The sequence below is a fragment of the Nocardia inohanensis NBRC 100128 genome, from assembly GCF_001612945.1.
Lineage (GTDB): Bacteria > Actinomycetota > Actinomycetes > Mycobacteriales > Mycobacteriaceae > Nocardia > Nocardia inohanensis.
In genome coordinates this window covers 323339-349324 of record NZ_BDBK01000001.1, presented here as the reverse complement: position 1 = coordinate 349324, position 25986 = coordinate 323339, and the positions used below count along the sequence as shown (strand labels likewise).

Sequence of the window (25986 nt, the reverse complement as noted above, 5' to 3'; positions counted from 1 at the left end):
TGTCGGCCGCTGTACGGCGCGGGACGGAGCGGGCGGGGCGTTGTCGTGAATCTGGTCCTCGTGGCTGAAGAGCTGGGACCGGAGGGGTTGTTCGTCACTCACGATTGGTTCTCTCGCTTTGTTGTAGGGGACTCGAGAACCATGAAACCCGCGCCGTCGGCGCGGGTTTCATGCTGCCGGCTGTTAGATCGCGCGGACGCTCTGAGCCTGCGGACCCTTCTGGCCCTGACCGATCTCGAACTCGACACGCTGTCCCTCATCGAGAGACTTGAAGCCGGAGCCGGAAATCTCGGAGTAATGGACGAAAAGATCAGGCCCGCCACCGTCTTGCGCGATGAACCCGAAGCCCTTTTCGCCGTTGAACCACTTCACACTGCCTTGCGACATATTTTGTCTTGTTACTTCCTGTTGTGGGCCGGGCGATCACGTCAACAACCCGTACCCACCCCCCAGCATGTCACATGCGCGCAAGCGTGCGGCGGCGACTCACTTCAATTCGGACAAATCCAGGCCGAGCATGGCCAGCAGGTTCACGCAGTCCGCGGCGTCCTGAGCGTGGTCGGCGACCGTTTTCGCGGCCAGCGCGTTGCGCTCGAGGTCCGCTACCTTCTCGGCGGCGCGGGCATCCGCGAACGCGCTGACCGGATAGGCGGAACGGTCGCTGTGAGCTGTGGTCATGAAGGCTCCTTGCCGGTAGCCCCGACCGAATACCGAATGCCTGCGATCGAGGGCCGATGCCCGACCCCGGCCCGCCGCAGGTGGCGGCCGATAATCGACTTCGGCTACCGGTGACGTTACCCGCTCGACCCCCGCTGTAGTCGATAACCCCCCGTGATCTGCTCCGGTGTCGTCAGATCGGCCGGAAGCCCGCACCGATCCCGTTGTGCGCGTTGATGTCATCCAGGACGGCGGTGATATCGGTGGCCAGGTCCGGTTCGTGGACCGGATCGGCGGGGTTGGCGCAGGACGGCATCCAAGCGGTGAGGCTGCCCAGGATGTAGGGGTCACCCGAGACGATCATGCCCACCAATCGGTCCCCGGCCAGCACCGGCGAGCCGGAGTCGCCGTAGTCGGCGCAGACGTGGCTGGAGAAGCCGCCGCTCAGGTTCTCCCAGACCGGGCCGCAGGTGAACCCGGTGGTGCGGCCGTTCTTGCAGACCATCTGAAGCGGCCCCGGCGGCGCCCCGATCCCCGCGACGACCGCCGGTCCGACGGCCCGCACCAACTCCACCTTCGCCGCATCGAATTCGATGACCGCCCAATCCCAGTAGTGGTCGCTGTCGACGATGCGACCCACCTCCCCCGCGCCCAGTGCGGTCTCGGCACGCACCTGATCCCCCGGATCGCCGCAGTGACCGGCCGTGATACCCACCGCACGACCGTCGCGATCATGCCCGACCGCGGTCAGCGTGCACAGCCACAACCCGCCCGGAACGTCATCGCCGATCGCGATTCCCGAACCGCCGCCGAGCACGACCCCGCCGCCCCGAGCCCCGACCTGGCCGGTTCCGGCAATCACCAGCATCGCGCCCACCGCACCGATCACACCGGTGGCACCCATGAGACGACCGAGCATCATGCACCTCCGCGTACCTAGTCCGGAACGCCGGGCAACTGCTCCGCTCAGTCAAACACCTTCGCCCCCGCTCCATTTTCGAAACGGAGAAAACCGGCTGCTGACGGTTAGCTGACGGTCAGGGGTGCAGCCGTACCGATCATCGCCAGACCTCCTCACGCACCCCCCATGAGCGAAACGATCTCGATCGTACGACTCAGAGCAATTCGAGCAGGGCCAATTCGAGCGCGGCCATGCGTTTGTGGTTTTCCTCCGGCACTCGGGCCGCGCGTAGTTCGAGGGCCAGCCGGTTCTGGAAGGTGGAGAGGATATAGGTGGCGGGGGGACCGAACTTGGCCTCGGGATCGACCGCCGCTTCGAACATCAGGGTGCGGAAGTCTTCGAATTCGAGTCTCTCGGGGGCCCGGAGTTCGGGCAGCACGCCCCAATTGGTGGAGATGACCCCGAGGGGCCGCTCCGCCTCCGGCATCCGGAGGAACTCGTCGATCCGGGAGGTCATGTTGTCATAGAATTTCAGGCCCGCCTGGTGTACCGCCTTGGTGTCCAAGTCTTTTCGCAAGTTGCCGGTGATGTCGCGGGCGACCGCGGCGGTGTCGTCGAGGTCGCCGGTGGGGATGTAGCGGGCGAATCCCAGGGGGTCGGTGGCCGCGGTGTTCGCCACCGGCGGCGAGATCCGGGTGCGTAGGTTCACCGGATAGCTGTAGTCGATTCGCTGCGGCCGTACACCGGCGAATTCGGCCTCCACGCGCAGTACCAATGCCGAGATCAGGCCGTTGAGTGTGGTCTCGTTCCGGCGCGCGAAATCCAGCAGGCCGCGGGTCGTCTCCGGGCTGAGCCGGCAGCGGGTCGCCGCGACGTGGAACTCGCGATGCCCTTCGCGCTGTCTGGGCCGGTCCGTACCACCCCACGGGGGCGCTGCCGCGGGAGTGTCGTTGCCTTCCTTGACGATTCCCCGATCGGCGAGCACCTGCTCGAGGGATTGCGGGTACCCGTGCACCGTGTCGTCCACCGGCTGTCCCGCCACCATGTCGGTGTACATCGACCACAGCTCGGCCAGCAGGGTCAGTGAGTGATACCCGTCGGCCACGCTGTGATGGGTGAAGAGCGTGACCGCCGCGCGGTCACCGTCCCGGATCACCTGCAACCCGGACAGCACCCGTTCCTGATCCGCGCAGATATCGGGGACCGGCGTGTCGAGCTCCCCCACGCTGACGAGGACGCCCGGCAACGCACCGGACCGCTCGACGATCGCGAACCCGTCCTCGTCCACGGCCAAGGCCGCCGCCAGCACCGGATACCGCCGCCGCAGCGCCGCGAAGGCCCCGGAGAGCGCGACCACATCCAGTTCGCCGCGCACCACCACCGAATAGCCGATATACGCCCCCGCCACGGCGAAGAACCGTTCACTCGGGTCGAGCAATCGAACACGACCAGCAGACACAGATGCTCCTCATCGCCGAAATCCCTTGCGCGGTACCGTCCGAACCCCCGCGCGGACCAGGATATAGACGCCGGGCGAGCCGGCCCGTCGGGCGAGGTCAGGCGGGATTCGACCGCCGCCGGCGGTTTCGGCGATCGATCATCGGGCATCCGCACAGGACAGTGCAGCGCGAGCGACAGGAGGAGCTATGCCCGGACAACTGGCCGGAAAGAAAGTGGTGATCGCCACCTCGAACAGCGGCGTGGAGCGCGATGAACTGATCGTGCCCCGGGACCGGCTGCGCGAACGCGGCGCCGAGGTGCGGCATGTGGCCGTGAAGGCCGAACCGGTGCACACCTATCGGCACGACCTGGAACCCGCCGACGTCGTCGACCCCGACGCCGCACTCGCCGATATCGACCCGGGCGACATCGACCTGCTCGTCATACCGGGCGGCACGGTCAACGCGGACAAGCTGCGCATGGACCCCTACGCGCGCGCCCTGGTGCACGCGGTTTCCAGCGCGGGGAAACCCATCGCCGCCATCTGCCACGGGCCGTGGCTGCTGGTCGAGACGGCGGTGGTCGCGGGCAAAACCCTGACCTCGTACCCGTCGCTGCGTACCGACATCAGCAATGCCGGTGGGGTGTGGGCCGATGAATCGGTGGTGCGCGACGACGAAAACGGGTGGTCGCTGATCACCTCACGCAATCCCGGCGACCTACCCGATTTCGTCGACGCCATCACCGAGGCGCTGACCGCGGGCTGATGCTCATGCCTTGCGCTGCGCCGACGAGCGCGCCGGATTCGATTGCGCCGCCGCCTTCGGATCCAGCTCGCCCTGTTTGGCCCGCACGCCCGCCTCGACCCGGTCGCCGAGTTCCTTGTCGACATTGCGCCAGTATTCGAAGGCGCGGGTTAGCACCGGCGGGCTGACACCGTTGAGCAGATGCCCGACGATATTGTCCACGAGCCGCGCGCGGGCGGCATCGTCGAGGACGTCGCGGACCATGGTGCGCGCCTGACCCCAGTCGTCGTCATCGGGGCGCGAAGTGTATGCGGTGCGCACCATTTCGCCGTCGGTGTGCCAGCCGATCACCGGCCCGGAGACCTCCGGATCGGCGTGCGGTCCGCCCTTGGAGTTGGGCACGTACACCGGATCGGAGATATTGGTGTAGCGCATCTGCCCGTCCTTGGAGTACGAGTGCACGGGCGCGGCGTGCGGCGAATTCACCGGCAGCAGTTTGTAATTCGCCCCGATCCGATGCCGGTGCGCGTCCGGGTAGGAGAACCAGCGGCCCAGCAGCATCTTGTCGGGGCTGGGCCCGGTGCCCGGCACCGCGTTGCTGGGTTCGAACGCCGCCTGCTCGATCTCGGTGTGATAGTCCGAGGGGTTCCGGTTCAACGTCAGCCGCCCCACCTCGATGAGCGGATAGTCCCCGTGCGGCCACACCTTGGTCAGGTCGAACGGGTTGAACCGGTAGGTCTTGGCCTCCTCGAACGGCATGATCTGCATATGCAGTGTCCAGCTGGGGAATTCGCCGCCGGCGATATGCTCGAACAGGTCCCGGGTGTGATAGTCGGTATCCATGGCGGCCATCTGGTCGCCTTCGTCCTGGGTGAAGAACTCGACGCCCTGATCGGTTTTGAAATGGTATTTCACCCAGAACCGTTCTCCGGCAGCGTTATACCAGAGATAGGTGTGGCTGGAGTACCCGTTCATATGCCGCCAGGTCCGCGGAATACCGCGGTCCCCCATCAGCCAGGTCACCTGATGCGCTGATTCCGGAGACAGCGTCCAGAAGTCCCACTGCATATCGTGATCGCGTAAGTTGTTGTCGGCGCGCCGTTTCTGCGATCGGATGAAGTCCTGGAACTTCATCGGGTCACGGACGAAGAACACCGGGGTGTTGTTGCCGACCATGTCGAAATTGCCCTGCTCGGTGTAGAACTTGAGCGCGAATCCGCGCGGGTCCCGCCAGGTGTCCGGGCTGCCTCGCTCGCCCGCCACGGTGGAGAACCGGGCCAGCACCTCGGTCTTCTTCCCGGGCTGGAAGACATCGGCGCGGGTGTAGGCGCTCACGTCGCGCGTCACCTCGAAGACGCCGAACGCCCCGCCGCCCTTGGCATGCGGCTGCCGTTCGGGCACCCGCTCACGGTTGAATTGCGCCATCTTCTCGATGAGATAGGCATCGTGCAACAGAATGGGCCCGTCGGGCCCGACGGTCAGCGAATGCTCGTCGCTGGGTACCGGAATCCCGGCATCATCGGTCGTATAGTCGCTTCGATCGGACATGCTCCTCCTCCGCACCTACTTCTTGGGGATCAGAATTCCGGTCAGATCGGCATTGCGAATGGGCGTCTCCGCATTGGATTGCGCCCGGCACATCAAATCGATCGCGGTGATGGCCCCGTCGACGGTTTCCGGGGCCGGCGTCTCGGCCTGCGTATCGTTCTCCAGATACTTACGCACGGTGACCTGCTGCTTGTCGTGATCCTGTGCGATGAATTCATTGCAGGGCGTGTCGCCGCCCTTGTTGACGACTTCCTCGGCCTTGTCACAGGCGCCGAGCGCCAGCGTCGCCGCGATCAGCATCGCAGCCGCCGATATCGTCCCGCGGGAACACAGATGGCCAGCCATACTCGATCCTTTCACCGTGGGGTGAGCGGTCTTTTCGATCATTGCTGAAAGTTTGCTCTCGCGCCACGTCAGCCGTTGTCCGAAATCTGTACGGTTGGAGCGGTACCCCGGAATCGCCGGTCGAACCCGCGCCGCCGGCGCGGCGCCCGGCCACGTCCCTGCGAGCAGGAGGCTGCGTATGCGGTGTGTGGTGCTCGGTGCGACCGGATATATCGGCGGCCGGCTGGTCCCCGAACTGCTGGACGCGGGCCATACGGTGCGGATACTGGCCCGCAATCCCGGCAAACTCACCGAGGCGCCCTGGCGCGAGCGGGTCGAGATCGTCGCCGGGGACGTCACCGATCCCGAAGCGGTCGCGGCCGCACTCGCCGATACCGACGTTCTCTACTACCTGGTGCATTCACTGGCCCGGCACGACTTCGTCGATATCGACAGGCAGGCCGCGAGCACGGTCGCGGCGGCCGCGCGGGCGGCGGGCCTGTCCCGAATCGTGTACCTGGGCGGCATCAAACCCGAGGGCGAACGGCTCTCGCCGCATCTGTCCTCGCGCACCGAGGTGGGTGAGATCCTGCTCGCCTCGGGCGTGCCGACCGTCGAGTTCCGGGCGGCGGTGATCATCGGATCCGGTTCCGCCAGTTTCGAAATGCTGCGCTACCTCTCCGAACGACTGCCCGCCATGATCACGCCGCGCTGGGTGCGCAACCGCATCCAGCCGATCGCCATCCGCGATGTGCTGCACTACCTCACCCACGCCACCGCCCTGCCCGCCACCGTGAACCGGCCCTTCGATATCGGCGGCCCCGATGTGCTGACCTACCTCGACATGCTGCGCCGCTACGCCACGATCGCCGGATTGCCGCGGCGAGCCGTCGTCCCGGTGCCGATCCTGACCCCGTGGCTGTCGGCGCAGTGGGTCAACCTGGTGACCCCGGTGCCGCGCGCCATCGCGGTGCCCTTGGTGGAGTCGCTGATTCACGAGGTGGTCTGTCACGAGCACGACATCGCCGACTACATTCCCGATCCCGCGGGCGGGCTGACCGGCTTCGAACCCGCCGTGCGCCTGGCGCTGTCCCGAATCCGCAGCGCCGACGTCTCCACCCGCTGGTCCGATGCCGGCACCCCGGGCGCGCCGTCGGATCCGCTGCCGAGCGACCCGGAGTGGTCCGGCGGCTCGCTGTATCAGGATTTCCGCGAGCGCCATACCGACGCCGACCCCGAAACCGTCTGGCGGGTCATCGAATCCATCGGCGGCGAGCACGGCTGGTACTCGTTCCCGCTGGCCTGGTCGATCCGCGGCTGGATCGACAAGATCGCCGGCGGCGCCGGACTGCGCCGCGGCCGCCGCGACCCGCATCGGCTCCACACCGGCGAGGCGCTGGACTGGTGGCGGGTGGAGCACCTGGAACGGCCACGACTGCTGCGACTGCGGGCCGAGATGCGCGTGCCCGGCAACGCCTGGCTGGAGCTGTCTGCCACACCCGAACCGGGCGGCGGCACGCTCTACCGGCAGCGCGCGATCTTCGAACCGCACGGCCTGTCGGGCCATGCCTACTGGAAGGCGATCGCGCCGTTCCACAACGTCATCTTCGGCGGCATGCTGCGCAACATCACCGGCGCGGCGGAGGCGAATGCTTCGTCAGCCGAGCCGCACCGGATTTGAACAGTGGCTGTTTGGAGACGGGATCCCAGTCGGTGCGGGTGAGTTCGTTGGCCGCTCGGGTATGGGGGCGGCCGGGCGCATCCCAGTAGCCGTAATGGAACGGGACGAAGACGACGCCGGGGCGGATGCCCGAGAGTCGTGCCCGCGCCACCACGCTGCCGCGCCGGGTCGTGAGCCGCACGTGATCTCCCTGGGCGATCCCATGGGCGCGGGCGTCGGCCTCGGAGATCTCGACCCACACCTCCGGCGCCGCGGCCTGCAACTGCGGGGTGCGGCCGGTCTTGGTGCGGGTGTGGAAGTGATAGATGGTGCGGCCGGTGATCAAAGCCAGCGGATAATCCGGCGACGGCGATTCGGCCGGTTCCAGGTAGGGGGCCGCCTTCAGCATCGCGCGGCCGTCCGGATTCCGGGCGCGGTATTCGTCCGCACCGATCGGCTCGCCGGTGCACAGATCCTTGCCGAAGCTTTCGCAGGTATCGGGGTCCGCGAAGAATTCACCGTCCCGATACAGGCGCTCGGTCCCGATGGAATCCGCTGTGTCACAGGGCCATTGGATGCCCTGTTCGCGCAATGCGGCATAGCTCAGGCCGGTGTAGTCGCAGGGACGCCCGGCGCTGCATCGCTGCCAGGCCGCGAACGCGCCCGCCGCGTCGGTCCACGACGGCAGTGGGTCGCCGGAGCGATCACGCAGGTCCAGCCGGCGCGCGAAGTCCAGGAAGATCTCCAGATCCGGGCGGGCCGACCCCGGTGGGGAGACCGCGCGCTCGGACAGGTGCACGGTGCGATCGGCGTTGGTGAAGGTGCCCGTCTTCTCGCCCCACGCCGCGGCCGGCAGTACGACGTCGGCGAGTTCGGTTGTCTCGGTGGGGAAGATGTCCTGGACGACCAGAAACAGGTTGTCGCTAGCGAGGATTCGGCGGATGCGCGCCAGCTCCGGCAGCGACACCGCGGGATTGGTGGCCGAGACCCACAACATGCGCAGCTGCCCGGTCTCGGCCAGGCTGATCATCTTCATCGCGTCGGTGGGTGGAGCGTCATGGCCGAGGGTGTCCGGTTCGATGTTCCACAACCGGGCGAGTTCCTCGACGTGCGCACGATTGGCCCAGTTGCGGAATCCGGGCAGGTCCCCGTTCGCGCCGCATTCGCGGGTGTTCTGGGCGGTCGGCTGGCCGTTCATCTGCAACACGCCGCGGCCGGGCGCGCCGAGCATGCCGCGCAGCAGATGAATGTTGTTGACCTGTACCGCGGCGGCGGTCGCTTGATGGGCTTGATAGAACCCTTGCAGCACGGTCGAGACCAGATTTTCGGCGGTACCGAGCATCCGGGCGGCCCGGCGCAGCAGGGCGGCGTCGATACCGCAGACGGCCGCGGCCGACTCCGGGGTCCAATCCGCCACCGTCGCGGCGAGGTCCGCGAATCCGATCGTGTGGGCGTCGATATACCGGTGGTCGATCCAGTCGTGCTCGATCAACTCGTGCAGCAGCGCGTTCATCACGGCCATATTGGTGCCCGGCAGCGGCGCGAGATGAATGGTCGCGCGCTGGGCGACAGGGGTCGGGCGAGGATCCACGCACAGCAACTCGGGCGGCTGCGGGCCGTCGAGCCGGTCCAATATGCGTGACCACAGCACACTCTGGTTCTCGGCGGCATTGTGCCCGTACAACGCGATGACGTCGGCGTGATCGATATCGGTGTAGGTGCCGGGCTGGCCGTCGCAGCCGAAGGATTCCTTGAGGCTCTCGCCGGCCGTGGCGGTGCACAGCCTGGTGTTGCCGTCCAGATGATTGGTGCCGATGCCGCCGCGCGCGATGACGGCGAGCGTGTAGTACTCCTCCAGGAACAGCTGCCCGCTGGTGTAGAAGCCGATCGCGTCCGGCCCGGGTCCGTGCAGCAATTCCCTTGTGCGAGCGACGATTCGATTCATGGCGGTGTCCCAGTCCACCGGCGTCAACCGGCCGTCCACCCGCATCTGGGGTGTGTGCAACCGGTCGGGTGAGGCGGTGGCCTGCCATCCGAACAGGTCCTTGGGGTCGAGCCGGCCCCGGTTGACGCGGTCCCGGCCGCGCCCGCGCACGCCGACGATCCGGCCCGCGCGCACCGCGATATCGAACGCGTCGCCGTTGGAGTGCAGGACCGACGCGGACGGCACCCAGCGCTCCACCTCCTCGACCGCGATACCGTCCGCCAGTTGCAGGTCGACCCGGGCGGGCCATTGCGCACCGCGCGCGTACGGCGTTCGATCGCCCCACGGTTGCCGGAGGCGCCCCTCGGCGTCCGCTTCACCGCGCTCTGCCTTGCGCTGCCGCATTTCTCCTCCGTCCAGTGATCCACCGGCTCGGGAACGACCACCGCGGATCGCCCGCGGCGACGCGCAAACCCGCACCTCACCGCGGAGCTACCCCGGGCGCCGCACTTCAACCGGCAATCGGCGAGAAGCTCGCGCGGCACGGCGTTCTCGTTCCGGCTCCGTTTGCTCCCCGGCTGCACGGGTAGCTCGCATGCACAAGATCGGGATCGGACCGGACAATTCACAACGAAAGGGGCGACATGTCGGTGCTCGAATCGACCACCGTGATCCGTGTGGCATCGGTACCGGCGTCGCACGTGTACGTGCGGCATCTCGCGCCGGTGGACGGAACGGACGCGGTGCTGCGCCTGGACGATCCGGTGCCCGCGGACGGCCGCAAGGTGCCGGGCGGCTGGTGGCCGCCGGTCATGCTCGACCCCGCCTGGATTCGCGCGCATCACCACGAATTCGACCTGTTCCATATCCATTTCGGGTTCGACGCGGTGCCGCCGCACACCTTGCGCGAGATCGTGGAGCTGTTGCGCGAACACGGCAAACCCCTCGTCTACACCGTGCACGATCTGCGCAACCCGCACCAGCCGGATCCGGCCACCCACAATCGCCTGCTCGATACCCTGGTGCCGGCCGCCGACGCGTTGATCACCCTCACGCCCGGCGCTGCCCGGGCCATCGCCGAGCGGTGGGACCGCACGGCCCATGTCCTGGCCCACCCGCACGTGGTCGAACCCGATTTGATGCGGGCGCCCCGGCCTCGCGAGCAACGGTTCGTGGTGGGCGTGCACGTGAAAAGCCTGCGCGCGAACATGGATCCGCTGCCGGTGCTGGAGACGCTGTGCGAGGTGGTGCCCGCGCTGCCCGATGCCGAATTGCGCATCGACCTGCACGACGAACTGTTCGAACCCGGCAACCACTGGTACGACCCGCACACCGGTGACACGCTGACCGCGCTGGGCGACCGGCCCGGGGTCCGGGTTCGCGTGCACCCGTACTTCACCGATGACGAACTGTGGCAATACCTTTCGTCGCTGACCGTCTCGGTGCTGCCCTATCGCTTCGGCACCCACTCCGGCTGGCTGGAGGCCTGTCACGATCTGGGCACCGCCGTGGTCGCGCCCGACTGCGGCTTCTATCACCAGCAACGGCGTTGCGCCGTCTACCGATTCGACGAGCGGCGCTTCGACCCCGGTTCGCTGCGGCGGGCGATCCTCGACACCTACCGTTCGCGGGCACCGCGCGCGAAGTGGCCGGACCGCCGGGCCGAACGCGAGTCCATCGCGCTCGCGCACCGGCGCCTCTACGAGAGCCTGCTGCGGTGACCGGGCGGTCGCGCCGCGGGCTGCGCATCGCGGTGGTGGCCTCGAACCGGCATCCGATCGTGCAGCCGTTCGCGGGCGGGCTGGAGTCCCACGTCTGGCATCTGACACGGGCCCTGCATCGCGACGGGCACCGGGTCACCCTGTTCGCGGGCGCGGGCAGCGACCCGCAGCTGGGCACGGAATCGCCACCGGTGCAGACCATCCGGGTCAGCGAGGCCGCCGCCGGTGACGTCTCGATGCCCCCGCGGGCGTTCCTGGCCGACCATCACGCCTATCTCGAGCTGATGATGGAACTCGTCGCCGACGACGGCCGCCGCTTCGACGTGATCCACAATCACAGCCTGCACTATCTGCCGGTCGCGATGGCCCCGTCGCTGACCGTGCCGATGCTGACCACGCTGCACACGCCGCCGACGCCGTGGCTGGAATCGGCGGTCACCGTAACCGGCGGCGCCGGTTCACAATTCGTCGCGGTCAGCCGGCATACCGCCGATTCCTGGCGTCATCTGCTGCCGGCCGTGGACATCATCAGCAACGGCATCGACCTCACCGCGTGGCCGCTGGGTTCCGGTGGCGGCGACCTGATCTGGTTCGGGCGGATCGTGCCGGAGAAGGGCACGCATCTGGCGATCGAGGCCGCGCGACTGGCCGGGCGCCGCCTGCACCTGGCCGGACCGGTCGGTGACGCCCGCTATTTCCGGGACGCGGTCGCGCCGCGGTTGAGTTCGCAGGTGCGATACCACGGGCATCTGCGGTCCGGACCGCTTGCGGCACTGCTGGGTTCGTGCGCGGCGGCATTGGTGACGCCGGTGTGGGACGAACCGTACGGCTTGGTGGTGGCCGAGGCGCTGGCGTGCGGAACTCCGGTACTGGCGTTCGCACGCGGCGGCATCCCCGAGATCGTCGACGACAGCTGCGGGCGGCTGGTGGAGCCCGGCGACACCGCGGCGATGGCGAACGCGGTCGGCGCGGCGGCCCGCCTGCCGCGACAGCAGGTGCGCCGGCGCGCGGTCGAGGTCTGCGGGCACCGGCGCGCGACCGACGCCTACATTCGCCGCTATCTGGAGCTGGCGGATGCGGCGCGGGCGGCGCTCGCATGATCGGCTATTACATCCACCATCAGGGCCGCGGGCATCTGATGCGGGCCCGCGCGGTCTGCGCCCACCTCGACGTACCGGTCACCGCGCTGACCTCCCTACCCGATGCGACCGGACCGTTCCGGCGCGTGCTGCGGCTCCCGGCCGATGACGCGGCGGCGGACCCGCAGGACGCGACGGCCTCGGGCACGCTGCACTGGGTGCCGCGGCAGGATCCCGGTCTGCGCGCGCGAATGGCCGCCATCGCGGCGTGGATCGCCGCCGAGGAACCCGAGGCGGTGGTGGCCGACGTCTCCGTCGAAGTCGCCCTGCTGGCGCGCTTGCACGGCATCCCGGTGATCACCATGGTGCTGCCCGGCACCCGCACCGACCATCCCCACCGCATGCTGCACGAGCTGGCGGACGCGCTGATCGCGGCCTGGCCCCGCCAGCACTACCGACCGGAATGGCTACGGCGATACGAGCACAAAACACACTATGTCGGAGGAATCACCCGCTTCACCGGGCCGGGGATCCCGCGCCGCGCAGCGGACCGTAAGACGATCACGATCTTGTCGGGTGCGGGCGGCGATGCCTTCACCGATGCCGCGGTCCGGGACTGCGCGCACCGCTACCCCGACTATCGCTGGCACACAGCGGGTTCGGCGAACTGGATCGACGATCTGTGGCCGCGACTGTGCACGTCCCATCTCGTCGTCAGCCATGCGGGGCAGGGAGCCATCGCCGATATCGCCGCCGCGGCGCGGCCCGCGCTGGTGATCCCCGCGGCGCGCCCGTTCGGGGAACAGCAGGCGACCGCGCACACCCTCGAAACCGCCGGCCTGGCAACGGTTTCCAGGAGCTGGCCGGCGCTCGCCGAATGGCCCGAACTGTTCGAGCGGGCCGCGAATTTCGACGACCGACGGTGGCGGGAGTGGGAAACCGATGGCGCGGCCGAGCGGGCCGCCGCGGTCATCGACGGTGTCCGCCGCACCGCGCGGGCGGCGCGATGAAGACAGCGCTCATCACCATCGCCGCCCGGCGAATCCCCCACCTCCGCAAGCAGATAGAGGCAGTGACGCTGGGCACCCGCATGCCCGACGACTACATCGTGGTGGCGATGAACGACCCCGACGTCCTCGACGCGGTCCGCGACGGCCCCGCCCGCGGCGTACCGATGTCCGCCCCTGCCCCACTGCCGCTGGCCGCCGCCCGCAATCTCGGTGCGCGACAGGCGCTTCGGCGCGACGCCGAGCTATTGATCTTCCTGGACGTGGACTGTATGCCCGACCCGGGGGCCATCGAGCGCTACCACGAGGTGAGCGCCGGCGACCGGGAGACCGCCGCCCTGCTGTGCGGGCCCGTCACCTATCTGCCGCCGCCCCCGCCCACCGGATACGACGTCCGCGCCCTGCCCCACCACCGCAATCCGCACCCCGGCCGCCCCGCGCCCGCCGACGATCGGGTGCTCACCGGCGCCGATCACAACCTCTTCTGGTCGCTGTCGTTCGCCGTCGATTCCGGAACCTGGCGCAGGACGGGCGGATTCGACACCGGATATCGCGGCTACGGTGCCGAGGACACCGATTTCGCCTACCGCGCCGCGGCAGCCGGTGTCGGCATGCATTGGGTCGGCGGGGCGCATGCCTACCATCAGCACCACCCCGTCTCGGACCCGCCTGTCGAACACCTGCCCGACATCCTGGCCAACGCCCGGATCTTCTACCGCCGCTGGGGCGTCTGGCCGATGCGCGGCTGGCTGGACGAGTTCACCCGTCTCGGGCTGCTCGAATACGTCGGCGGCGCGAGCGGATGGACGCCGGTGCGGTGATGGCGGGCGCTCCGGTCAATGTCCCTGCCGCTCTTCGGTCTCGGGACCCTCCTGCGCCCGGCGGCGACGCCATTCGAGATAGATCACCGTCACGCCGGCCAGGAACAACACCACGCAGGCGATACCGGCGACCGTGGCCCATCCGGCGAAACCGTACCCGGCCGCGACCAAGGCCAGCGCCAGCGCGACGATGCCCAGACCGGCCAGCACCGCGCCCACCACATTGATGCCGTCCTCGATGCCTTCACCGGCATGGCGGCGCGGCCTGCGCCAGCGCCGCGGCTGCGGCTCACCCGGGAACCGGTTCATGGTTTCTCGACCAGTCATCATGCGAAATCTCCCTTCACGAGGACGCGCGAACTCGTCGTTACTCCTGCGTACCCGGGTTGGAGCGCCCCAACCGCGCCGCCTCGATCGCGTTCCGGTCCTGCGGATCGAGCTTGCGGGTATCGCGGGGCTCGGCGAAGGGGGTCACGTCCTCGGGCAGCCCTTCCGCGATGGCCTTGCCGTGGTCGAGTTCGGCATTGATCTCCGCGCCCAGCAGCAGCGCGATATTGCTCAGCCACAGCCACACCAGGAAGATGACCACGCCCGCGAGCGATCCGTAGGTCTTGTCGTAGGAGGAGAAGTTGGCGACGTAGAGCGCGAACCCGCCGGAGATGATCAGCCAGATGAGGACGGCCACGACTCCGCCGGGGCTGACCCATTTCACCCCGCCCTGTTTGGCGTTCGGGCTGGCCCAGAACAGGATCGCCAGCAGCACCGTCACCAGCACGAAAAGCACCGGCCACTTGGCGATGCTCCACACCAGCACCGCGGTATCGCCCAGGTTCAGGAAGTCGCCGAGCTGCCGGGCGACCGGCCCGCTCACCACCACGATGATGGCGCTGAGCACCAGCAGGATCACCGCGACGATGGTGACTCCGAGCCGGATCGGCGCGGTCTTCCAGATCGGCCGGCCCTCACCGATCCCGTAGACCACATTGGAGGCGCGCATGAAGGCCGCCACGTATCCGGACGCCGACCACAGTGCGATCGCCAGGCCCAGAATCGCCCCGAGGCCCGCCCCGCTCCGGCTGGACTGGGCCTGGGTGATGAGGTTGTGCACGAACTCGGCGCTGGAGCCGGGCGCGATCTGCTGCACCTGGTTCATCACTTCGCCGGTGGCGTCGGGTCCGAGCAGGCCCAGCAGCGAGACCATCACGATCAGGCCGGGCACGATCGACAGCACCCCGTAGTAGGTGAGGGCCGCGGCCAGGTCGGTCAGGTTGTCGCGCTTGAATTCCCGGGCCGCGCGCCGGACCACCGCGATCAGCGAGGGTTTCGACAATTCGGCGGGGCTGTCGGGATTGTCCGGATCCAGGTCGGGTCGGGCTCCGGTCGCGGTCGGGCTCGGGTGGTCTGTGGCCTTCACGGTTTACCTCACTCGGATACTCGTTCATTCGTGCGCACAACGGGATTCACGCTCGGTCCCGTGGTGCCCCGGCCCGCTACGGGTAAACCGCCGACCGGACCGGGTGGGAGCGGCCCGCGACCGTGCCGGTCACCAGGGCGCCCATTTCCCCAGCGGCCCAGCCGGATTCAGGTCCGGCACCTCCGCGAGGCGGGGAATGCGAGCGACCGGGTGACCGGCGGCACGGGCGAACTCGGCGAAGCGGATCGCGTCCAGCACGGCCGCGCCGCCCGGGTCGTTGTTGAAGTACACGAAGACATCTCGGTCGTGGCCCCACGCTGCGCCGATCCGCGTCACCCACTCCGCCAGCACCTCGTCGCGATAGCTCGGCGACGGCTCGCCGGTGCCCTCGTGGAATCGCAGGTAACCCCAGTCCGCGGTGCGCCACAGCGGCGCGACGGGCTGATCCAGCCGGTCGGCCCAGCACAGCGCCGCATTGTGCGCCGCGAGCACCTCGCGAACCTGCGGGCTCCACCAGGATTCGTGTCGCGGCTCGACCACCACGCGAATATCCGCCGGCACCAGCCGCAGTACCGCGCGCAGGCGGTCGGGCTCGGCGGGCAGGTTGGGCGGCAACTGGAGTAGCAGTGGGCCCAGCTTGCCGCCGAGCCCGCGCGCGGCCTCGAGCGAGCGTTCCAGCGGGATCTCCGGATCCGACAGCCGCCGATAGTGCGTGAGCACGCGGCTGCCCTTCACCGCCATCACGAAATCGTCCGGCGTGCGCTCCCGCCAGCCCTCGAAAGTGCTGCGCAGCACCGGGCGGTAGAACGCGGCATTCAACTCCACCGTCGAGAAGGACCGGGCGTAATGCTCCAGCCATCGCCGCTGGGCGACGCCCTTCGGGTAGAAGACCCCACGCCAATCGGCGTACTGCCATCCGGAGGTGCCGATCAGCAGCGTCATCGCCCGATGCTTCCAGCCGGCCCGCGACCGTTCATTTGCCGGGCCAGGTCCCGGTCAGCCGCTGATATCCCGACGCACCCGCGCGGTCGATGGAGGCTTTCACCAGACCGAAGATCGCGCCTTGCAGGGCCGCCGCCACCAGCACCTCACGCCAGCTGTAGTCGCGCGCCGTCGCGCTCGGCGCTTCGTCCTCGCCGCTCACGCGCCGCCACACCTGGGTGAATACGATATTGGCCGCGACGCCGCCCAGGACGCCGACGAGCATGCCGACAGGTTTGTAGAGCGCGTTCATGCCTTCCTCCGTCGCAGTGCCCACCAGGTCAGACCGATCGCGGAAACGGTTGCGACCGTGACGGTTACGCGATGCCGGCGCGCCGCGTCGACGGCCTGCCCGCCTCGATCGCGCACCGGCGCGGGAGTCTTGGCGGCGACCTGATCGGCGAGATGCGCGGCCCGCGCGCGCACTTGGCTCGTCATCTCGCGTGCGGTGTCCGCGGTTTCGTGCACCTTGTCCTCGGCACGGGCGCGGACATCGAATTTGTCGGCCAGTTCCGTGACCGTCCGGCCCAGCTCCTGCCTGGCCTGATCGCGGTCGTGCCGGACGTTTTCGGCGTCGCCGGATGCGGTGTCGTTCATCGCCGGACCCCCGCCTCGACCGTTTCGATGTCCTGGCGGACACCCTGGATCGCCTCGTTCGGCACCGGCGGCGCCGCCGAGCCCATGGTCTTCTTGCCGATCAATGCCGAGACCGCGCCGAGCACGAGTAGCACCGCCGCCACGATCAGCGCCGCCGCCCAGCCGGGCACCACCAGGTCCAGGGCCAGGATCGCCGAGATCATCAGTGCGACACCGCCGTAGAGGGTCAGTACGCCGCCCGCGCCCGCGATGCCCGCGCCTTTGGCGATGCCCTTGCTCTTGTCCTGCATCTCGAATTTGGCCAGCCGTATTTCATCGCGAACCAGGCGGGACACCTGGGCGGTGGCGTCGTCGATCAGTTCGGCCACGGAGCGCTTGTCCGGCCGCACGGGTACCGCAGTGGCCTCCGTGGAATTTTCTGCTGTGTGGATCATTGCCTCTCACCTCATGTTCGATGGCGGATACCCTGCTGCGCTCTCCATCGCATACCCCGGTCATCGGCCACGAATCGTCGCAAATGGTCCGGCGGCGGTTGCTGCACCGGCGACCCGGGCGCGGGATGTGCCGTGTAGCCGGCTGAACCCCGGGTACACGGCGCACACACGGACAGAACGATCACATCGGAGGTTTTGCCATGACAGGGCTCACTCGTTTCAGCGCATGTGTAGCAATCGCGGGAGCGGCGGCGATCGCCGGCGCGGGACAGGCCACGGCGGCGCCGGCCGCGGTGACGATCAACGGCAGCATGCAGGTGATGGGCATGAATATCCTGCATGTCGATGCGCGAGGGTCCGGTGACGGGCCGGCCACCGGAACCTATACCGCGACCGGGCAACTCGGGGGCATGAACCTGCCGGTGCAGGTCACCGGTCCGGTCACCTGTCTGCGGGTGCAGGGCGACACGGTGTCGCTGGTGTATCCGATCACGACGGCCAAACCGGTGATGATCTTCGCTCCGGACGCGATGGCCATCCAGATCACCGTCACCAAGGGCCGGGACGGCGCACCGAACATGATCGGCTACGGCATTCCGATGCCGACGAGTTCGTTCACCGACTGCATGCCGGGCGCCACCCCGATGGTGTTCGACGGAACCATCGATATCAGCTGATAGCCGATCGCGGAGCGCGACGCCGCTTCAGCGCGCCTTACGGACCAGCGGCACTCGCAGGCGGCGGCGGGTGCCGCGCGGCGGTTGCGGAGCGCGGCGCGGGCGGCCGTAGCGCAGCACCTCCATCAACCGATCCTCGGCGGCGCGATACTGCCGCAGGTCGACCCGCAGCCGCCAGACGACCTCGGGATCACCGGCTTCGAGGACGGTCGCGCGCACCGGCAGCACATACCCCGCGATGCGCGCGTCGGAGAGCGCGAAAAGCACGCGGTAGACCTGAGATTCGTCCAGGTCCGCCAGCACCGCCCAGGCGCGGGCGTCCAGCCCGTTGCTCAAGCCGCGCGCCGGAATCCAATGCGGCGCGACGCGGTGGCTCGACCACGGATCGGGAATCTCCTGTGTCACTTCGAACTGGTGTTTCACAGCCCAATACATCCCATCCGGTGCGACTGAAACGCTCGAATTCCCACTATATGTCGCCGCCCGCGGGTCCATCCGCTCAAACCAGGGCGCGCACGTCCCACACCCACACACCGTCCACCGGCTGCCCGGGCACGCCCAGCAGGTCGTCCACGGTGCGGCGCAGCAGCTCACTGTTGACCGTGGGCGGCAGCACCAGCACATCGGCCCGCCAGTAACGCAGGTCGGCGCGGGCCTGATCGCGACGCGTCCCGTCGATCTCCGGGGCCGTGCCGAAGGTCCGGACCAGGGCGAGCAGGTTTCCGGTGGGCCGGTCGACGGGACCGTAGCGGGCCGTCTTGTCGGTGCCGGTGGGCCCGACGAAGTAGCCGCCCACCAGCGGGAAGCCGAAGTCGGCGTCGAGCTGCCACCGCAGCGCGTCCGCCTCCACCGCGGTGGACGGCGGCACGATCACCACGGAGCCTTCCGAAACGTACTGCCGCACAGTGCCGTCGGCGAAGAAGGCGGGCGTCGGGGTGCGCTCCACCACCGGCAGCCCGGTCGGTGCGATGGGCAGCAGCGCGCAGGCCAGGGCCGCGAACCAGGCGACCGGCTGCCACTTGGCGGTGGAGCCGCGCCAATGGTCGATCGCCCGCTGGGCGCCCAGGGTCAGGACGATCGCGATGGCCGGGATCGCCACCATGCTGAACCGCGTTTCGATGATGCCGTTCAGGGGATGAATCCAGGCGAATGCCAGCCACGGCATCGGCACCATGGTGATATTGCCGCCGGCGGAGAGCACGATGCCCAGCGACAGCGCCGCGAACGCCATCCCCGTGATCAGGGCGGCCCGCACGATGCGCTCGCGCCACAGCAGGAACACCGTCGCGGCGATGAGCAGCAGCAGCGGCCAGCCGAAGTAGGAGTTGTTCTCGGTCGGATTGATGCTCACGTCCGGGCCGAACGACAGCCCGCTGCCGGCCGATTGCGGCGCGAACTGGAACGGCGCCAGCAGGTCGTTGCCCACCCGGCCGATACCGCCGAATTCATACGACTGCGGGCCGAGGAACTGGTACCACAGCGGAATCGCGGTGAGCGCCAGCGTGATCACCGCCGCGAGCAGCACCGGCCGCGCGACGGCGCGCACGGTGCGCCGGATAGCGTCCCGGGAGCGCAGGTAGGCCAGGGCGAAGACCGCGAACGCCAGGGCGAAGATCAGCAGCGGCTCCTCGCCCAGCATGAGCTGCATGGCGACCAGCAGGCCCAGCACGATGGCATCGCGCCGCTGCGCCGCCGGGTCCGGCTGCGCGTCGCCCTCCGCCCGCCGTGCGATCTTGATGACCCGCATGGCGATGAACGGAAGCAGCCCCAGCACAATGAAATTCGGGTGGCCGTTGGCATGGGAGATCATGGCCGGTGCGAAACCGCAGAACAAACCACCGAGCGCCGCAGCGATTCTGGACTCCACCAGCTCGCGCGAGAACACCAGGTACCAGGCGAACGCGGTCCCGGACAAGCCCAGGGTCAGCGCGATGAGAAAGGTGACGCTCGGCCCGAACAGCAGGGTGACGGGCGTAAGCGGTACGCCGACACCGTACATCAGGGTATTGGCGATCAGGTTCACCCCGTCGGGATAGTTCTGCAACGACGTGCTGAACAGACTCTCCAAGTGGGTGACCTTGTGCGCCGTGATCGCGAAGTACCACTCGTACAACGTCTGATCCTGATCGCTGTCGATCAGATAACCGCTCCGCGGATGACGCCACAGCCCCGCGAGTACGAACACCGCGAGCGACAGATAGCCACCGGCAACGATGAGATCGGCACGCGCCGAACGCATTCGCCCCGCCGGCCGCCCCCGAATACGCCCGGCCCGCACCGTTTCCGGCGCGACTCCCGCTTCGACTCCTGTCGCCGATCGGTCCGCTTCGGTCCGATCGGCCGCCCACCCCAGTGCCACGCGAAAATCCCTCTACCCTTCACAACCACGATCAGCCGCTCACGATACCCGGGCGCGAGACCGCGATCACAGCTGAGGCGCCGCCGCTCCCAGCCAGGGTTCGCCGCGCAACGGCCGGTCGTCCAGGGCGCGGCGCTCGTTGTCCCGCACCCGCGGCTCGTAGTGGGCGAAGAAGACCTTGCCGACGAGATCGCGGCGGCTGCGGACGCCGGTCTTGTCGAAGATGCTCTTCAGGTGTTGCTGCACGGTGTGCGCGGAAAGCACCAGCTCCGTGGCGATTTGGGAGGTCGAGGCGCCCTGGAGGACGAGCCGGGTGAGGTCCTTCTCGCGTTCGGTCAAGCCGTAGGCGGACATCAGCAGCGGGTAGAGGCGGCCGGGGTGGGCGGGCTCGATGATGACCGCGACGCGCCGGGCGCCGGTCGAGTTCAGGCACGCGCCGTGCAGCACGATCCAAGTGCCGGTGCGTGACAGCACCCGCACCACGCTGACCTCCCCGCGATCCGGATGGTCGGCCGCGCGCAAGGTACGTCCGGCCAGGGCGAGCACCGCGGACGGCAGCCGCCCCGAATCCTGGTCGCCGTCAGGCAGTTCCGCGAGCCGGCGCTCGACGCCGGGCGTAGCCGATTCCACCCTGCCGTCGCCGTCGAGGATGAGCAGACCGGGCGAATCGGCGAAGTCGGGCTGCCGCGCCTGGCCCAGCAGCAGCGCGGCGCGGGCCCCCTCGGCGAGCGTGGGCGCCACCGATCGCACGAAGCTCTGCTCGGCCGTGCTGAACAGGGGGCGGTCGGGTTCACGGTAGAGCGCGAGCGCACCCCACACCTCGCCGGAGCGGGTGCGCAGGCGGGTGACGAGTTCCTGGTCGCCGCCCATCGTCATATTGCGATGCCAGCGCGGGCTGCTGGACGGATTACCGTGGGTCGCCTCGTGCAGGGTGGAGATCCCCGATGCCGAACGGGCCACGTCCGCAAGCTGATTGACGTCCTCGTCGTAGTACTCGCTGACCAGCCAATCGCCCGGGAACTCGTCCAGCCCGCGATGGAAATGACTGGTCATCAGCAGCGAGGCCGGGTCCAGGGTGTAGAAGCACGGCGTCCAGTAGTGCGGGACGACCTCCGCGAGCACCTCGGCCGACGCCTCCCACAGCGCCACCAGATCATGCGGCTCGGCGCACAACCGAGTGATCTTGTCCGCGGCGCGCTGCCAGGTATCCGCGCTCATGACCCCACCGTACGACCCGTGCCGCCCCGCGGAAATGCCACTTTTCTGGTATTACGCGCAGGTCCACGGATTCCTAGCGTGATCGATATCAGAACCTAGGAGTCCGCGATGACGACAACGACCACCAGGGTCCGGCTGGCCCCGCCTCCCCCGGCCCTCATGCGCATGATCAACCCGCTGGTTCGCCGGATCCTCACCGATCCGCGCCTCGGCCGGCGCATCCACCTGCAAGCGCTGCTGGAATTCACCGGCAGGCGCAGCGGGAGACCCCTGCGAATACCGATCTGCCTGCACACGATCGACGGCGTGCCGACGGTATTCACCGAGCGTCCCTGGCGACTCAACTTCACCGACCCGATACCGGTCACCGTCACCCAGCAGGGCCGGATCCGGCACGGCCGGGCCGTGCTGGTGCACGCCGCCCCGGACCAGCTGGGCGCGGCGCTGCGGCAAGCCTTCGACCACGGCGCGACACCTTTCGAGCTGGGGTTGAAGGTCGCTCGCGGCTACGACCCGACCGCGGCGGACCTGTCCGCCATCGCACGCGACATGATCCGCATCGACTTCGACGAACGGTAGCTTCCCGCGCACGATTTGCCCCGTTCGGGCCAAACGGCCCGGAGAACGGCCCTTCGGCCCTGTCCGGCACCCGGCCACCAGGAGTTTGCTGAGCGAATACACCCGCACGAACGAAAGTCCCCGCCATGGCGATACTGCTGACGATCCTGACCATCTGGATGGTGTGTTCGGTGCCGATCGCCCTATTACTGGCTCGGATGTTCCGCACCTCGCGGCGCGCGGGGATCGGCGCTCAGGGGCGGAAAACGGCTCGGACGCAGCCTTCTTCCTTGTTCTTGAAGACGTCGTAACCGTGCACCGCGTCCTCGAGCGGCAGGTCGTGGGTGATCAGGTACGACGGGTCGAGGTCGCCCTGCTGGATGTAGTCGAACATCCGTGACATGTGCCGCTGGCCCTGCTGCTGGGAGGTGCGGATGGTGAGGCTCTTGTTGGTGACCAGGCCCATCGGGAATTTGTCGGTCAGGCCGTAGATGCCGAGGACCGAGACGACGCCGCCCTTCCGGCAGGCGTGAATCGCCTGGCGTAGCGAGGTCGCGCGGTCGGTCTCGAGGCGCAGCAGTTGCTTGACGCGGTCGTAGATCTGCTGGACGCCGGTGCCGTGCCCCTCCATGCCGACGGCGTCGATGCAGGCGTCGGGGCCGCGGCCGCCGGTGGTCTCACGCAGCACTTCCTCGACGCTGTCGACGGCGCTGTAGTCGATGGTCTCCGCGCCGAAGTGCTTGCGCGCCAGCTCGAGTCGTTCCGGAATGCGGTCGATGACGATGGTGCGTCCGGCGCCGAGCAGGTGGGCGCTCTGCGCGGCCATCAGGCCGACGCCGCCGCTGCCCCACACCGCGACCGTGTCGCCGGGGGAGATATCGCAGAACTCCGCGCCCATCAGGCCGGTCGGGACCGCGTCGGAAAGGAACACCGCTTGCGTATCGGTCACGCCGTCGGGAACGGGGAAACAGTTGACGTCGCCGAACGGCACCCGGATGTACTGCGCGTGCGAGCCCGCATAGCCGCCGAAGGGGTGCGTATATCCGTAGATGCCTCCCGTGGGTTCCCCCAGCATCGGTTGCTGCGCGGCGGCATTCGGGTTGGTCGTATCGCAGAGCGACCACATGTCGTGCGCGCAGTACCAGCAGGACGCGCAGCCGATGAACGACGGCACCACCACCCGCTCGCCCACCCGTCGGGCGGTGACCTCGGAGCCGGTCTCCACGATCTCACCCATGAATTCGTGGCCGATCACATCGCCCGCGCGCATGCCCGGCAGGTAGCCGTCGATGAAGTGCAGATCCGAACCGCAGGTGGTGCTCAGGCCGACGGCCACGATCACATCGTGCGGGTTGATCAGCGCGGGATCGTCGACGGTCTCCACCGCGAGGTCGTTGACACCGTTCCAGCAGAGCGCGCGCATCTTATTCTCCTTTGCCGTGTGCGCCGGTCCGCGCACTCGCGAGGGGTTCGAGCGTGGGCAGCTCACCGGTTTGCAGCAGGGCGCGCGCCCGGTAGAGCGCCGCGTAAGCGGCTGCGCCGGTGAGGAATTCGGGCAGGGCGGTGCTCGCCCGCAAGGTCACCTCGGTGCCGAGGTCGGCCGGGGCGTCGCGGAACACCAGCTCGATTCGCGGCGCGTCGGAGTCGCCGGCGTAGCGCAGCCCGTCCTCGGTTTCGGTGAGGGTGGTCTGCCAGGTGACCGGTTCGCTCTCCGCTGGGCGCACCGTCCACTCGTACCGGCCGGGTGCGCTCATCCGAACGACGCCCAGCCCGTCGAGTACCGCCGACAGTCGCTCGGGATCCCGCCAGAACCGCTCGACCTCGGCGCGCGGTGCGCCGATGGTCAGCGTGCGCGCGGCCGCCGCGCCGGAGCCGGACCCGGCCACCTTCGCCACCAGGCCGCCCACCTGCCCTTTGGCCTTGTCCGCATACCGCGCGAGCACATTCGATCCGGTCATCGGTCCACCCTTCGATTCGGAGTCTGTTCCTCGACTACCCGGTCGGCCGGCTCAGAAGCAGACCCGAGTCCCAGGCGCGTTCGATCGCCTCCGCCACATCGATATGCCGCAGGCCCAGCACCTCCGGCCCCTCCAGCACCGTGTTGACGTAGCGCGCGACATGCGACTCGATGAGCGCTTCGACAGGCACCGCGTATCGGATGACCTTCGCCAGCGCGTCGCGCGCGTACAGCCGGGTCGTGATCTGCTCGCCCCGTACGGGTGCGATCTCCACCGAGAGCGCGCACGGCAGCCGGGGAATCAACCGGATCTCGGTCGATACGCTGACGATCGCCGAGTATCGGGCGACCATCCCCAGCAGCTGCACCCGCAGCCCCAGCAGAATGGGCGCCCGCACCGCCATCACCCGGTAGTCGTCGGCGGCCGGAATCACCCGGACCTCCCGCGCCCGCCCGACCGCGGCCGCCGAAACCAGCCCGCCGGGAGCCAGCGGCAGCGGACCGACCTCGATGGTGTCCCCGATGACCGCCGCGATCAGCGTCGCGATCCGTCCCGGGTCCGCGGCGGCCCGTAAAAGTCTGTCCGCGAATTCGATTCCCGACAGATCGAGCGAATCCTCCATGAACGCCTCCATTTTGGTCCCGCATACCCCGGTCCGCCGGCATTATCCGCACCCCCGAAACCGAGATCGACCACCACGCATCCCGCACCGGTCACACCAGCTGCCGATCGTTTGCCGACCAGGTTTAGCCCCCTGATCCGCGGGTAGCTCGCCTAGACCACGCTGGCATCCCCCGCACAGCGGCCCGACCGCGATCGGAACCCGATGACCGAAGTCAGAGCAGAGATCCCCCGATCTCCGGAAGAGGTCTTCGCCGTCCTGGCCGACGGCTGGTCCTACGCCCACTGGGTAGTAGGCGCCAGCCACATGCGCGCCGTGGACGCCGACTGGCCCCGAGTCGGATCCAAAATCCACCACAGCGTCGGCCTCTGGCCATTGACCGTCGAAGACTCCACCGTCGTCCTAGCCTGCGACCCCCCGCACAAACTCGAACTACACGCCCGCCTCTGGCCGTTCGGTCAAGCCTGGATCGGCCTGGAACTCACCCCCACCACCGCGCACACCACCGAAGTCCGCATGGTCGAAACCGTCGACCAAGGCCCGGCCCGCCTACTCCCCGGCCTCCTCGAAACCGCAATGCTGAAGCCCCGCAACAAGGAATCCCTCTCCCGCCTCTCCGACCTCGTCACCGCCGGCTACCAGCAGCGGTGACCCGGCGAGATCGAGGCTGCTCCACGCGTTTTCCGGCGACCGCCTTCGCGCGCTGTGTTGCGGACTCGTGTTCCATGCGGCATCTTGCGGTTCGTGACTATTCCGCTGCACGACGCGCAGGGTGCCGAGATCGTTTATCTCCGAGTGGGTTTGGGCTGGGATCCGGCGCGCCGCCGGCGCTGGGGCAGACAATCGGAGATCGATCTGAATGTCGCGGCGATGATCTACACCGCCGCCGGTCTCACCGATGTCGTCTATCACGAGCAGATGCTCGCGGCGGACCGATCGGTTCAGCTGCACGGTGACAATCTCACCGGCGAAGGGCCCGGCGACGACGAGATCATCACCGTCGACCTTTCCCGCGTCGATTCCGCGGTCACGGCAATGCTTTTCATCGTCACCTGCTACACCGGACAGGATTTGTCCGTAGTGGAGAACGCCTTCTGCCGGATCGTGGACACCGCGTCCACCACCGAACTGGCGCGCTACGACATCTCTTCCGTCGCGGGCACCGGCTTCATCATGGGTGGACTGTTCCGCGCCACGGGAACCTGGGAGTTCCGTGGGATCAACGAGGGCATCTCGGCCCGGCACCCGGTAGAAGCCGCAACCCAGCTGGGTCGTTTCCTCTGACCCTGCGGCCTGCGAAATCGATACCGTAACGCCAAGATCCGGTGGCCGACTACCCG

Annotated in this window: 29 protein-coding genes; 10 read left to right on the top strand and 19 right to left on the bottom strand. The window is 68.3% G+C overall.

The window, feature by feature from the left end:
- Positions 1-183: 183 nt before the first annotated feature.
- The 4 genes from NI1_RS01690 to NI1_RS01675 all read right to left on the bottom strand — a co-directional run bounded on the left by NI1_RS01690 (position 184) and on the right by NI1_RS01675 (position 3017).
- Positions 184-387 carry a cold-shock protein gene (locus tag NI1_RS01690; RefSeq protein ID WP_067813372.1) on the bottom strand — a complete coding sequence of 68 codons (204 nt, stop codon included), beginning with the start codon at positions 385-387 and terminating at the stop codon, positions 184-186.
- A gap of 99 nt (positions 388-486) precedes the next feature.
- Positions 487-678, bottom strand: a complete 192-nt coding sequence (locus NI1_RS01685) for a hypothetical protein (RefSeq protein WP_067813370.1) — start codon at positions 676-678, stop codon at positions 487-489.
- 172 nt (positions 679-850) lie between these two features.
- Positions 851-1579 carry a S1 family peptidase gene (locus NI1_RS01680; protein ID WP_084522455.1) on the bottom strand — a complete coding sequence of 243 codons (729 nt, stop codon included), beginning with the start codon at positions 1577-1579 and terminating at the stop codon, positions 851-853.
- Between the two features lie 193 nt (positions 1580-1772).
- Positions 1773-3017: a phthiocerol/phthiodiolone dimycocerosyl transferase family protein gene (locus NI1_RS01675; RefSeq protein WP_157534888.1), complete on the bottom strand. Its 1245-nt coding sequence runs from the start codon at positions 3015-3017 to the stop codon at positions 1773-1775.
- A gap of 187 nt (positions 3018-3204) precedes the next feature.
- On the opposite strand from NI1_RS01675, the gene NI1_RS01670 reads away from it, so the two are divergent.
- Positions 3205-3765, top strand: coding sequence for a type 1 glutamine amidotransferase domain-containing protein (locus tag NI1_RS01670; protein ID WP_067813366.1), 561 nt, complete (start codon positions 3205-3207; stop codon positions 3763-3765).
- A gap of 3 nt (positions 3766-3768) precedes the next feature.
- Here the strand turns inward: NI1_RS01670 and NI1_RS01665 are convergent, their stop codons facing one another.
- Positions 3769-5292 carry a catalase gene (locus tag NI1_RS01665; protein ID WP_067813363.1) on the bottom strand — a complete coding sequence of 508 codons (1524 nt, stop codon included), beginning with the start codon at positions 5290-5292 and terminating at the stop codon, positions 3769-3771.
- Positions 5293-5307: 15 nt separating this feature from the next.
- Positions 5308-5679 carry a hypothetical protein gene (locus NI1_RS01660; RefSeq protein WP_245663018.1) on the bottom strand — a complete coding sequence of 124 codons (372 nt, stop codon included), beginning with the start codon at positions 5677-5679 and terminating at the stop codon, positions 5308-5310.
- 136 nt (positions 5680-5815) lie between these two features.
- Between NI1_RS01660 and NI1_RS01655 the strand changes: the two genes are divergently transcribed.
- On the top strand, positions 5816-7297 hold the full coding sequence (locus tag NI1_RS01655; protein ID WP_067813359.1) for an SDR family oxidoreductase: 1482 nt from the start codon (positions 5816-5818) through the stop codon (positions 7295-7297).
- Here the strand turns inward: NI1_RS01655 and NI1_RS01650 are convergent.
- Positions 7245-9605, bottom strand: coding sequence for a molybdopterin oxidoreductase family protein (locus NI1_RS01650; protein WP_067813357.1), 2361 nt, complete (start codon positions 9603-9605; stop codon positions 7245-7247). The two genes, NI1_RS01655 and NI1_RS01650, sit on opposite strands and share 53 nt — an antisense overlap.
- 239 nt (positions 9606-9844) lie before the next feature.
- Between NI1_RS01650 and NI1_RS01645 the strand changes: the two genes are divergently transcribed.
- From NI1_RS01645 to NI1_RS01630, 4 genes are read left to right on the top strand one after another with little or no spacing between them, the layout of a single operon-like run.
- The gene (locus tag NI1_RS01645) at positions 9845-10921 is read left to right on the top strand and encodes a glycosyltransferase family protein (protein WP_169815521.1); all 1077 of its coding nucleotides are present in this window, start codon (positions 9845-9847) and stop codon (positions 10919-10921) included.
- Positions 10918-12021 (top strand): glycosyltransferase, encoded by a 1104-nt coding sequence (locus NI1_RS01640; RefSeq protein WP_169815520.1) that lies wholly within the window; start codon positions 10918-10920, stop codon positions 12019-12021. Before NI1_RS01645 ends, NI1_RS01640 begins: the two co-directional genes overlap by 4 nt.
- The gene (locus NI1_RS01635; protein WP_067813355.1) at positions 12018-13010 is read left to right on the top strand and encodes a glycosyltransferase; all 993 of its coding nucleotides are present in this window, start codon (positions 12018-12020) and stop codon (positions 13008-13010) included. Before NI1_RS01640 ends, NI1_RS01635 begins: the two co-directional genes overlap by 4 nt.
- Positions 13007-13828 carry a glycosyltransferase family 2 protein gene (locus NI1_RS01630; protein WP_067813353.1) on the top strand — a complete coding sequence of 274 codons (822 nt, stop codon included), beginning with the start codon at positions 13007-13009 and terminating at the stop codon, positions 13826-13828. Before NI1_RS01635 ends, NI1_RS01630 begins: the two co-directional genes overlap by 4 nt.
- A 15-nt stretch (positions 13829-13843) precedes the next feature.
- On the opposite strand, the gene NI1_RS01625 is transcribed toward NI1_RS01630, so the two are convergent.
- The 6 genes from NI1_RS01625 to NI1_RS01600 form a co-directional block, all read right to left on the bottom strand.
- Positions 13844-14158: a hypothetical protein gene (locus NI1_RS01625; RefSeq protein WP_245663017.1), complete on the bottom strand. Its 315-nt coding sequence runs from the start codon at positions 14156-14158 to the stop codon at positions 13844-13846.
- 37 nt (positions 14159-14195) lie between these two features.
- A complete protein-coding gene (locus NI1_RS01620) occupies positions 14196-15242 on the bottom strand; it encodes a YihY/virulence factor BrkB family protein (RefSeq protein ID WP_067813350.1) in 1047 nt (348 codons plus the stop codon).
- 129 nt (positions 15243-15371) lie between these two features.
- Entirely contained in the window at positions 15372-16184 is an 813-nt protein-coding gene (locus NI1_RS01615) for a DUF72 domain-containing protein (RefSeq protein WP_067813348.1), read from the bottom strand.
- 31 nt (positions 16185-16215) lie between these two features.
- Positions 16216-16476 (bottom strand): DUF4235 domain-containing protein, encoded by a 261-nt coding sequence (locus NI1_RS01610; RefSeq protein ID WP_067813346.1) that lies wholly within the window; start codon positions 16474-16476, stop codon positions 16216-16218.
- Complete coding sequence (locus tag NI1_RS01605) at positions 16473-16820, bottom strand: DUF3618 domain-containing protein (RefSeq protein ID WP_067813345.1); 348 nt, start codon at positions 16818-16820, stop codon at positions 16473-16475. Before NI1_RS01605 ends, NI1_RS01610 begins: the two co-directional genes overlap by 4 nt.
- Positions 16817-17254 (bottom strand): phage holin family protein, encoded by a 438-nt coding sequence (locus tag NI1_RS01600; RefSeq protein ID WP_067813342.1) that lies wholly within the window; start codon positions 17252-17254, stop codon positions 16817-16819. The genes NI1_RS01605 and NI1_RS01600 overlap by 4 nt, the downstream gene beginning before the upstream one ends.
- Before the next feature lie 200 nt (positions 17255-17454).
- On the opposite strand from NI1_RS01600, the gene NI1_RS01595 reads away from it, so the two are divergent.
- Positions 17455-17931: a hypothetical protein gene (locus tag NI1_RS01595; RefSeq protein WP_067813340.1), complete on the top strand. Its 477-nt coding sequence runs from the start codon at positions 17455-17457 to the stop codon at positions 17929-17931.
- A gap of 27 nt (positions 17932-17958) precedes the next feature.
- Here the strand turns inward: NI1_RS01595 and NI1_RS01590 are convergent, their stop codons facing one another.
- From NI1_RS01590 to NI1_RS01580, 3 genes are all read right to left on the bottom strand, one after another.
- On the bottom strand, positions 17959-18354 hold the full coding sequence (locus NI1_RS01590) for a hypothetical protein (protein ID WP_174564444.1): 396 nt from the start codon (positions 18352-18354) through the stop codon (positions 17959-17961).
- A gap of 76 nt (positions 18355-18430) precedes the next feature.
- Positions 18431-20170: a glycosyl transferase gene (locus NI1_RS01585; RefSeq protein WP_157534887.1), complete on the bottom strand. Its 1740-nt coding sequence runs from the start codon at positions 20168-20170 to the stop codon at positions 18431-18433.
- A 186-nt stretch (positions 20171-20356) separates the two neighbouring features.
- Entirely contained in the window at positions 20357-21508 is a 1152-nt protein-coding gene (locus tag NI1_RS01580) for a helix-turn-helix transcriptional regulator (RefSeq protein ID WP_067813334.1), read from the bottom strand.
- A gap of 108 nt (positions 21509-21616) precedes the next feature.
- On the opposite strand from NI1_RS01580, the gene NI1_RS01575 reads away from it, so the two are divergent.
- Complete coding sequence (locus NI1_RS01575) at positions 21617-22087, top strand: grhN (RefSeq protein WP_245663016.1); 471 nt, start codon at positions 21617-21619, stop codon at positions 22085-22087.
- A 232-nt stretch (positions 22088-22319) separates the two neighbouring features.
- Here the strand turns inward: NI1_RS01575 and NI1_RS01570 are convergent, their stop codons facing one another.
- Genes NI1_RS01570 through NI1_RS01560 form a run of 3 tightly spaced genes read right to left on the bottom strand, consistent with a single transcriptional unit; the run spans position 22320 to position 24646 of the window.
- The gene (locus NI1_RS01570) at positions 22320-23489 is read right to left on the bottom strand and encodes a zinc-dependent alcohol dehydrogenase (protein ID WP_067813332.1); all 1170 of its coding nucleotides are present in this window, start codon (positions 23487-23489) and stop codon (positions 22320-22322) included.
- A 1-nt stretch (position 23490) separates the two neighbouring features.
- Complete coding sequence (locus NI1_RS01565; RefSeq protein WP_067813330.1) at positions 23491-24024, bottom strand: SRPBCC family protein; 534 nt, start codon at positions 24022-24024, stop codon at positions 23491-23493.
- Between the two features lie 34 nt (positions 24025-24058).
- Positions 24059-24646, bottom strand: a complete 588-nt coding sequence (locus NI1_RS01560; protein WP_157534886.1) for a hypothetical protein — start codon at positions 24644-24646, stop codon at positions 24059-24061.
- Between the two features lie 204 nt (positions 24647-24850).
- Here NI1_RS01560 and NI1_RS01555 point away from each other — a divergent pair, with 204 nt between their 5' ends.
- Positions 24851-25297, top strand: a complete 447-nt coding sequence (locus NI1_RS01555) for an SRPBCC family protein (RefSeq protein ID WP_067813327.1) — start codon at positions 24851-24853, stop codon at positions 25295-25297.
- Positions 25298-25390: 93 nt separating this feature from the next.
- Positions 25391-25930, top strand: coding sequence for a TerD family protein (locus NI1_RS01550; RefSeq protein ID WP_169815519.1), 540 nt, complete (start codon positions 25391-25393; stop codon positions 25928-25930).
- Positions 25931-25986 lie beyond the last annotated feature (56 nt).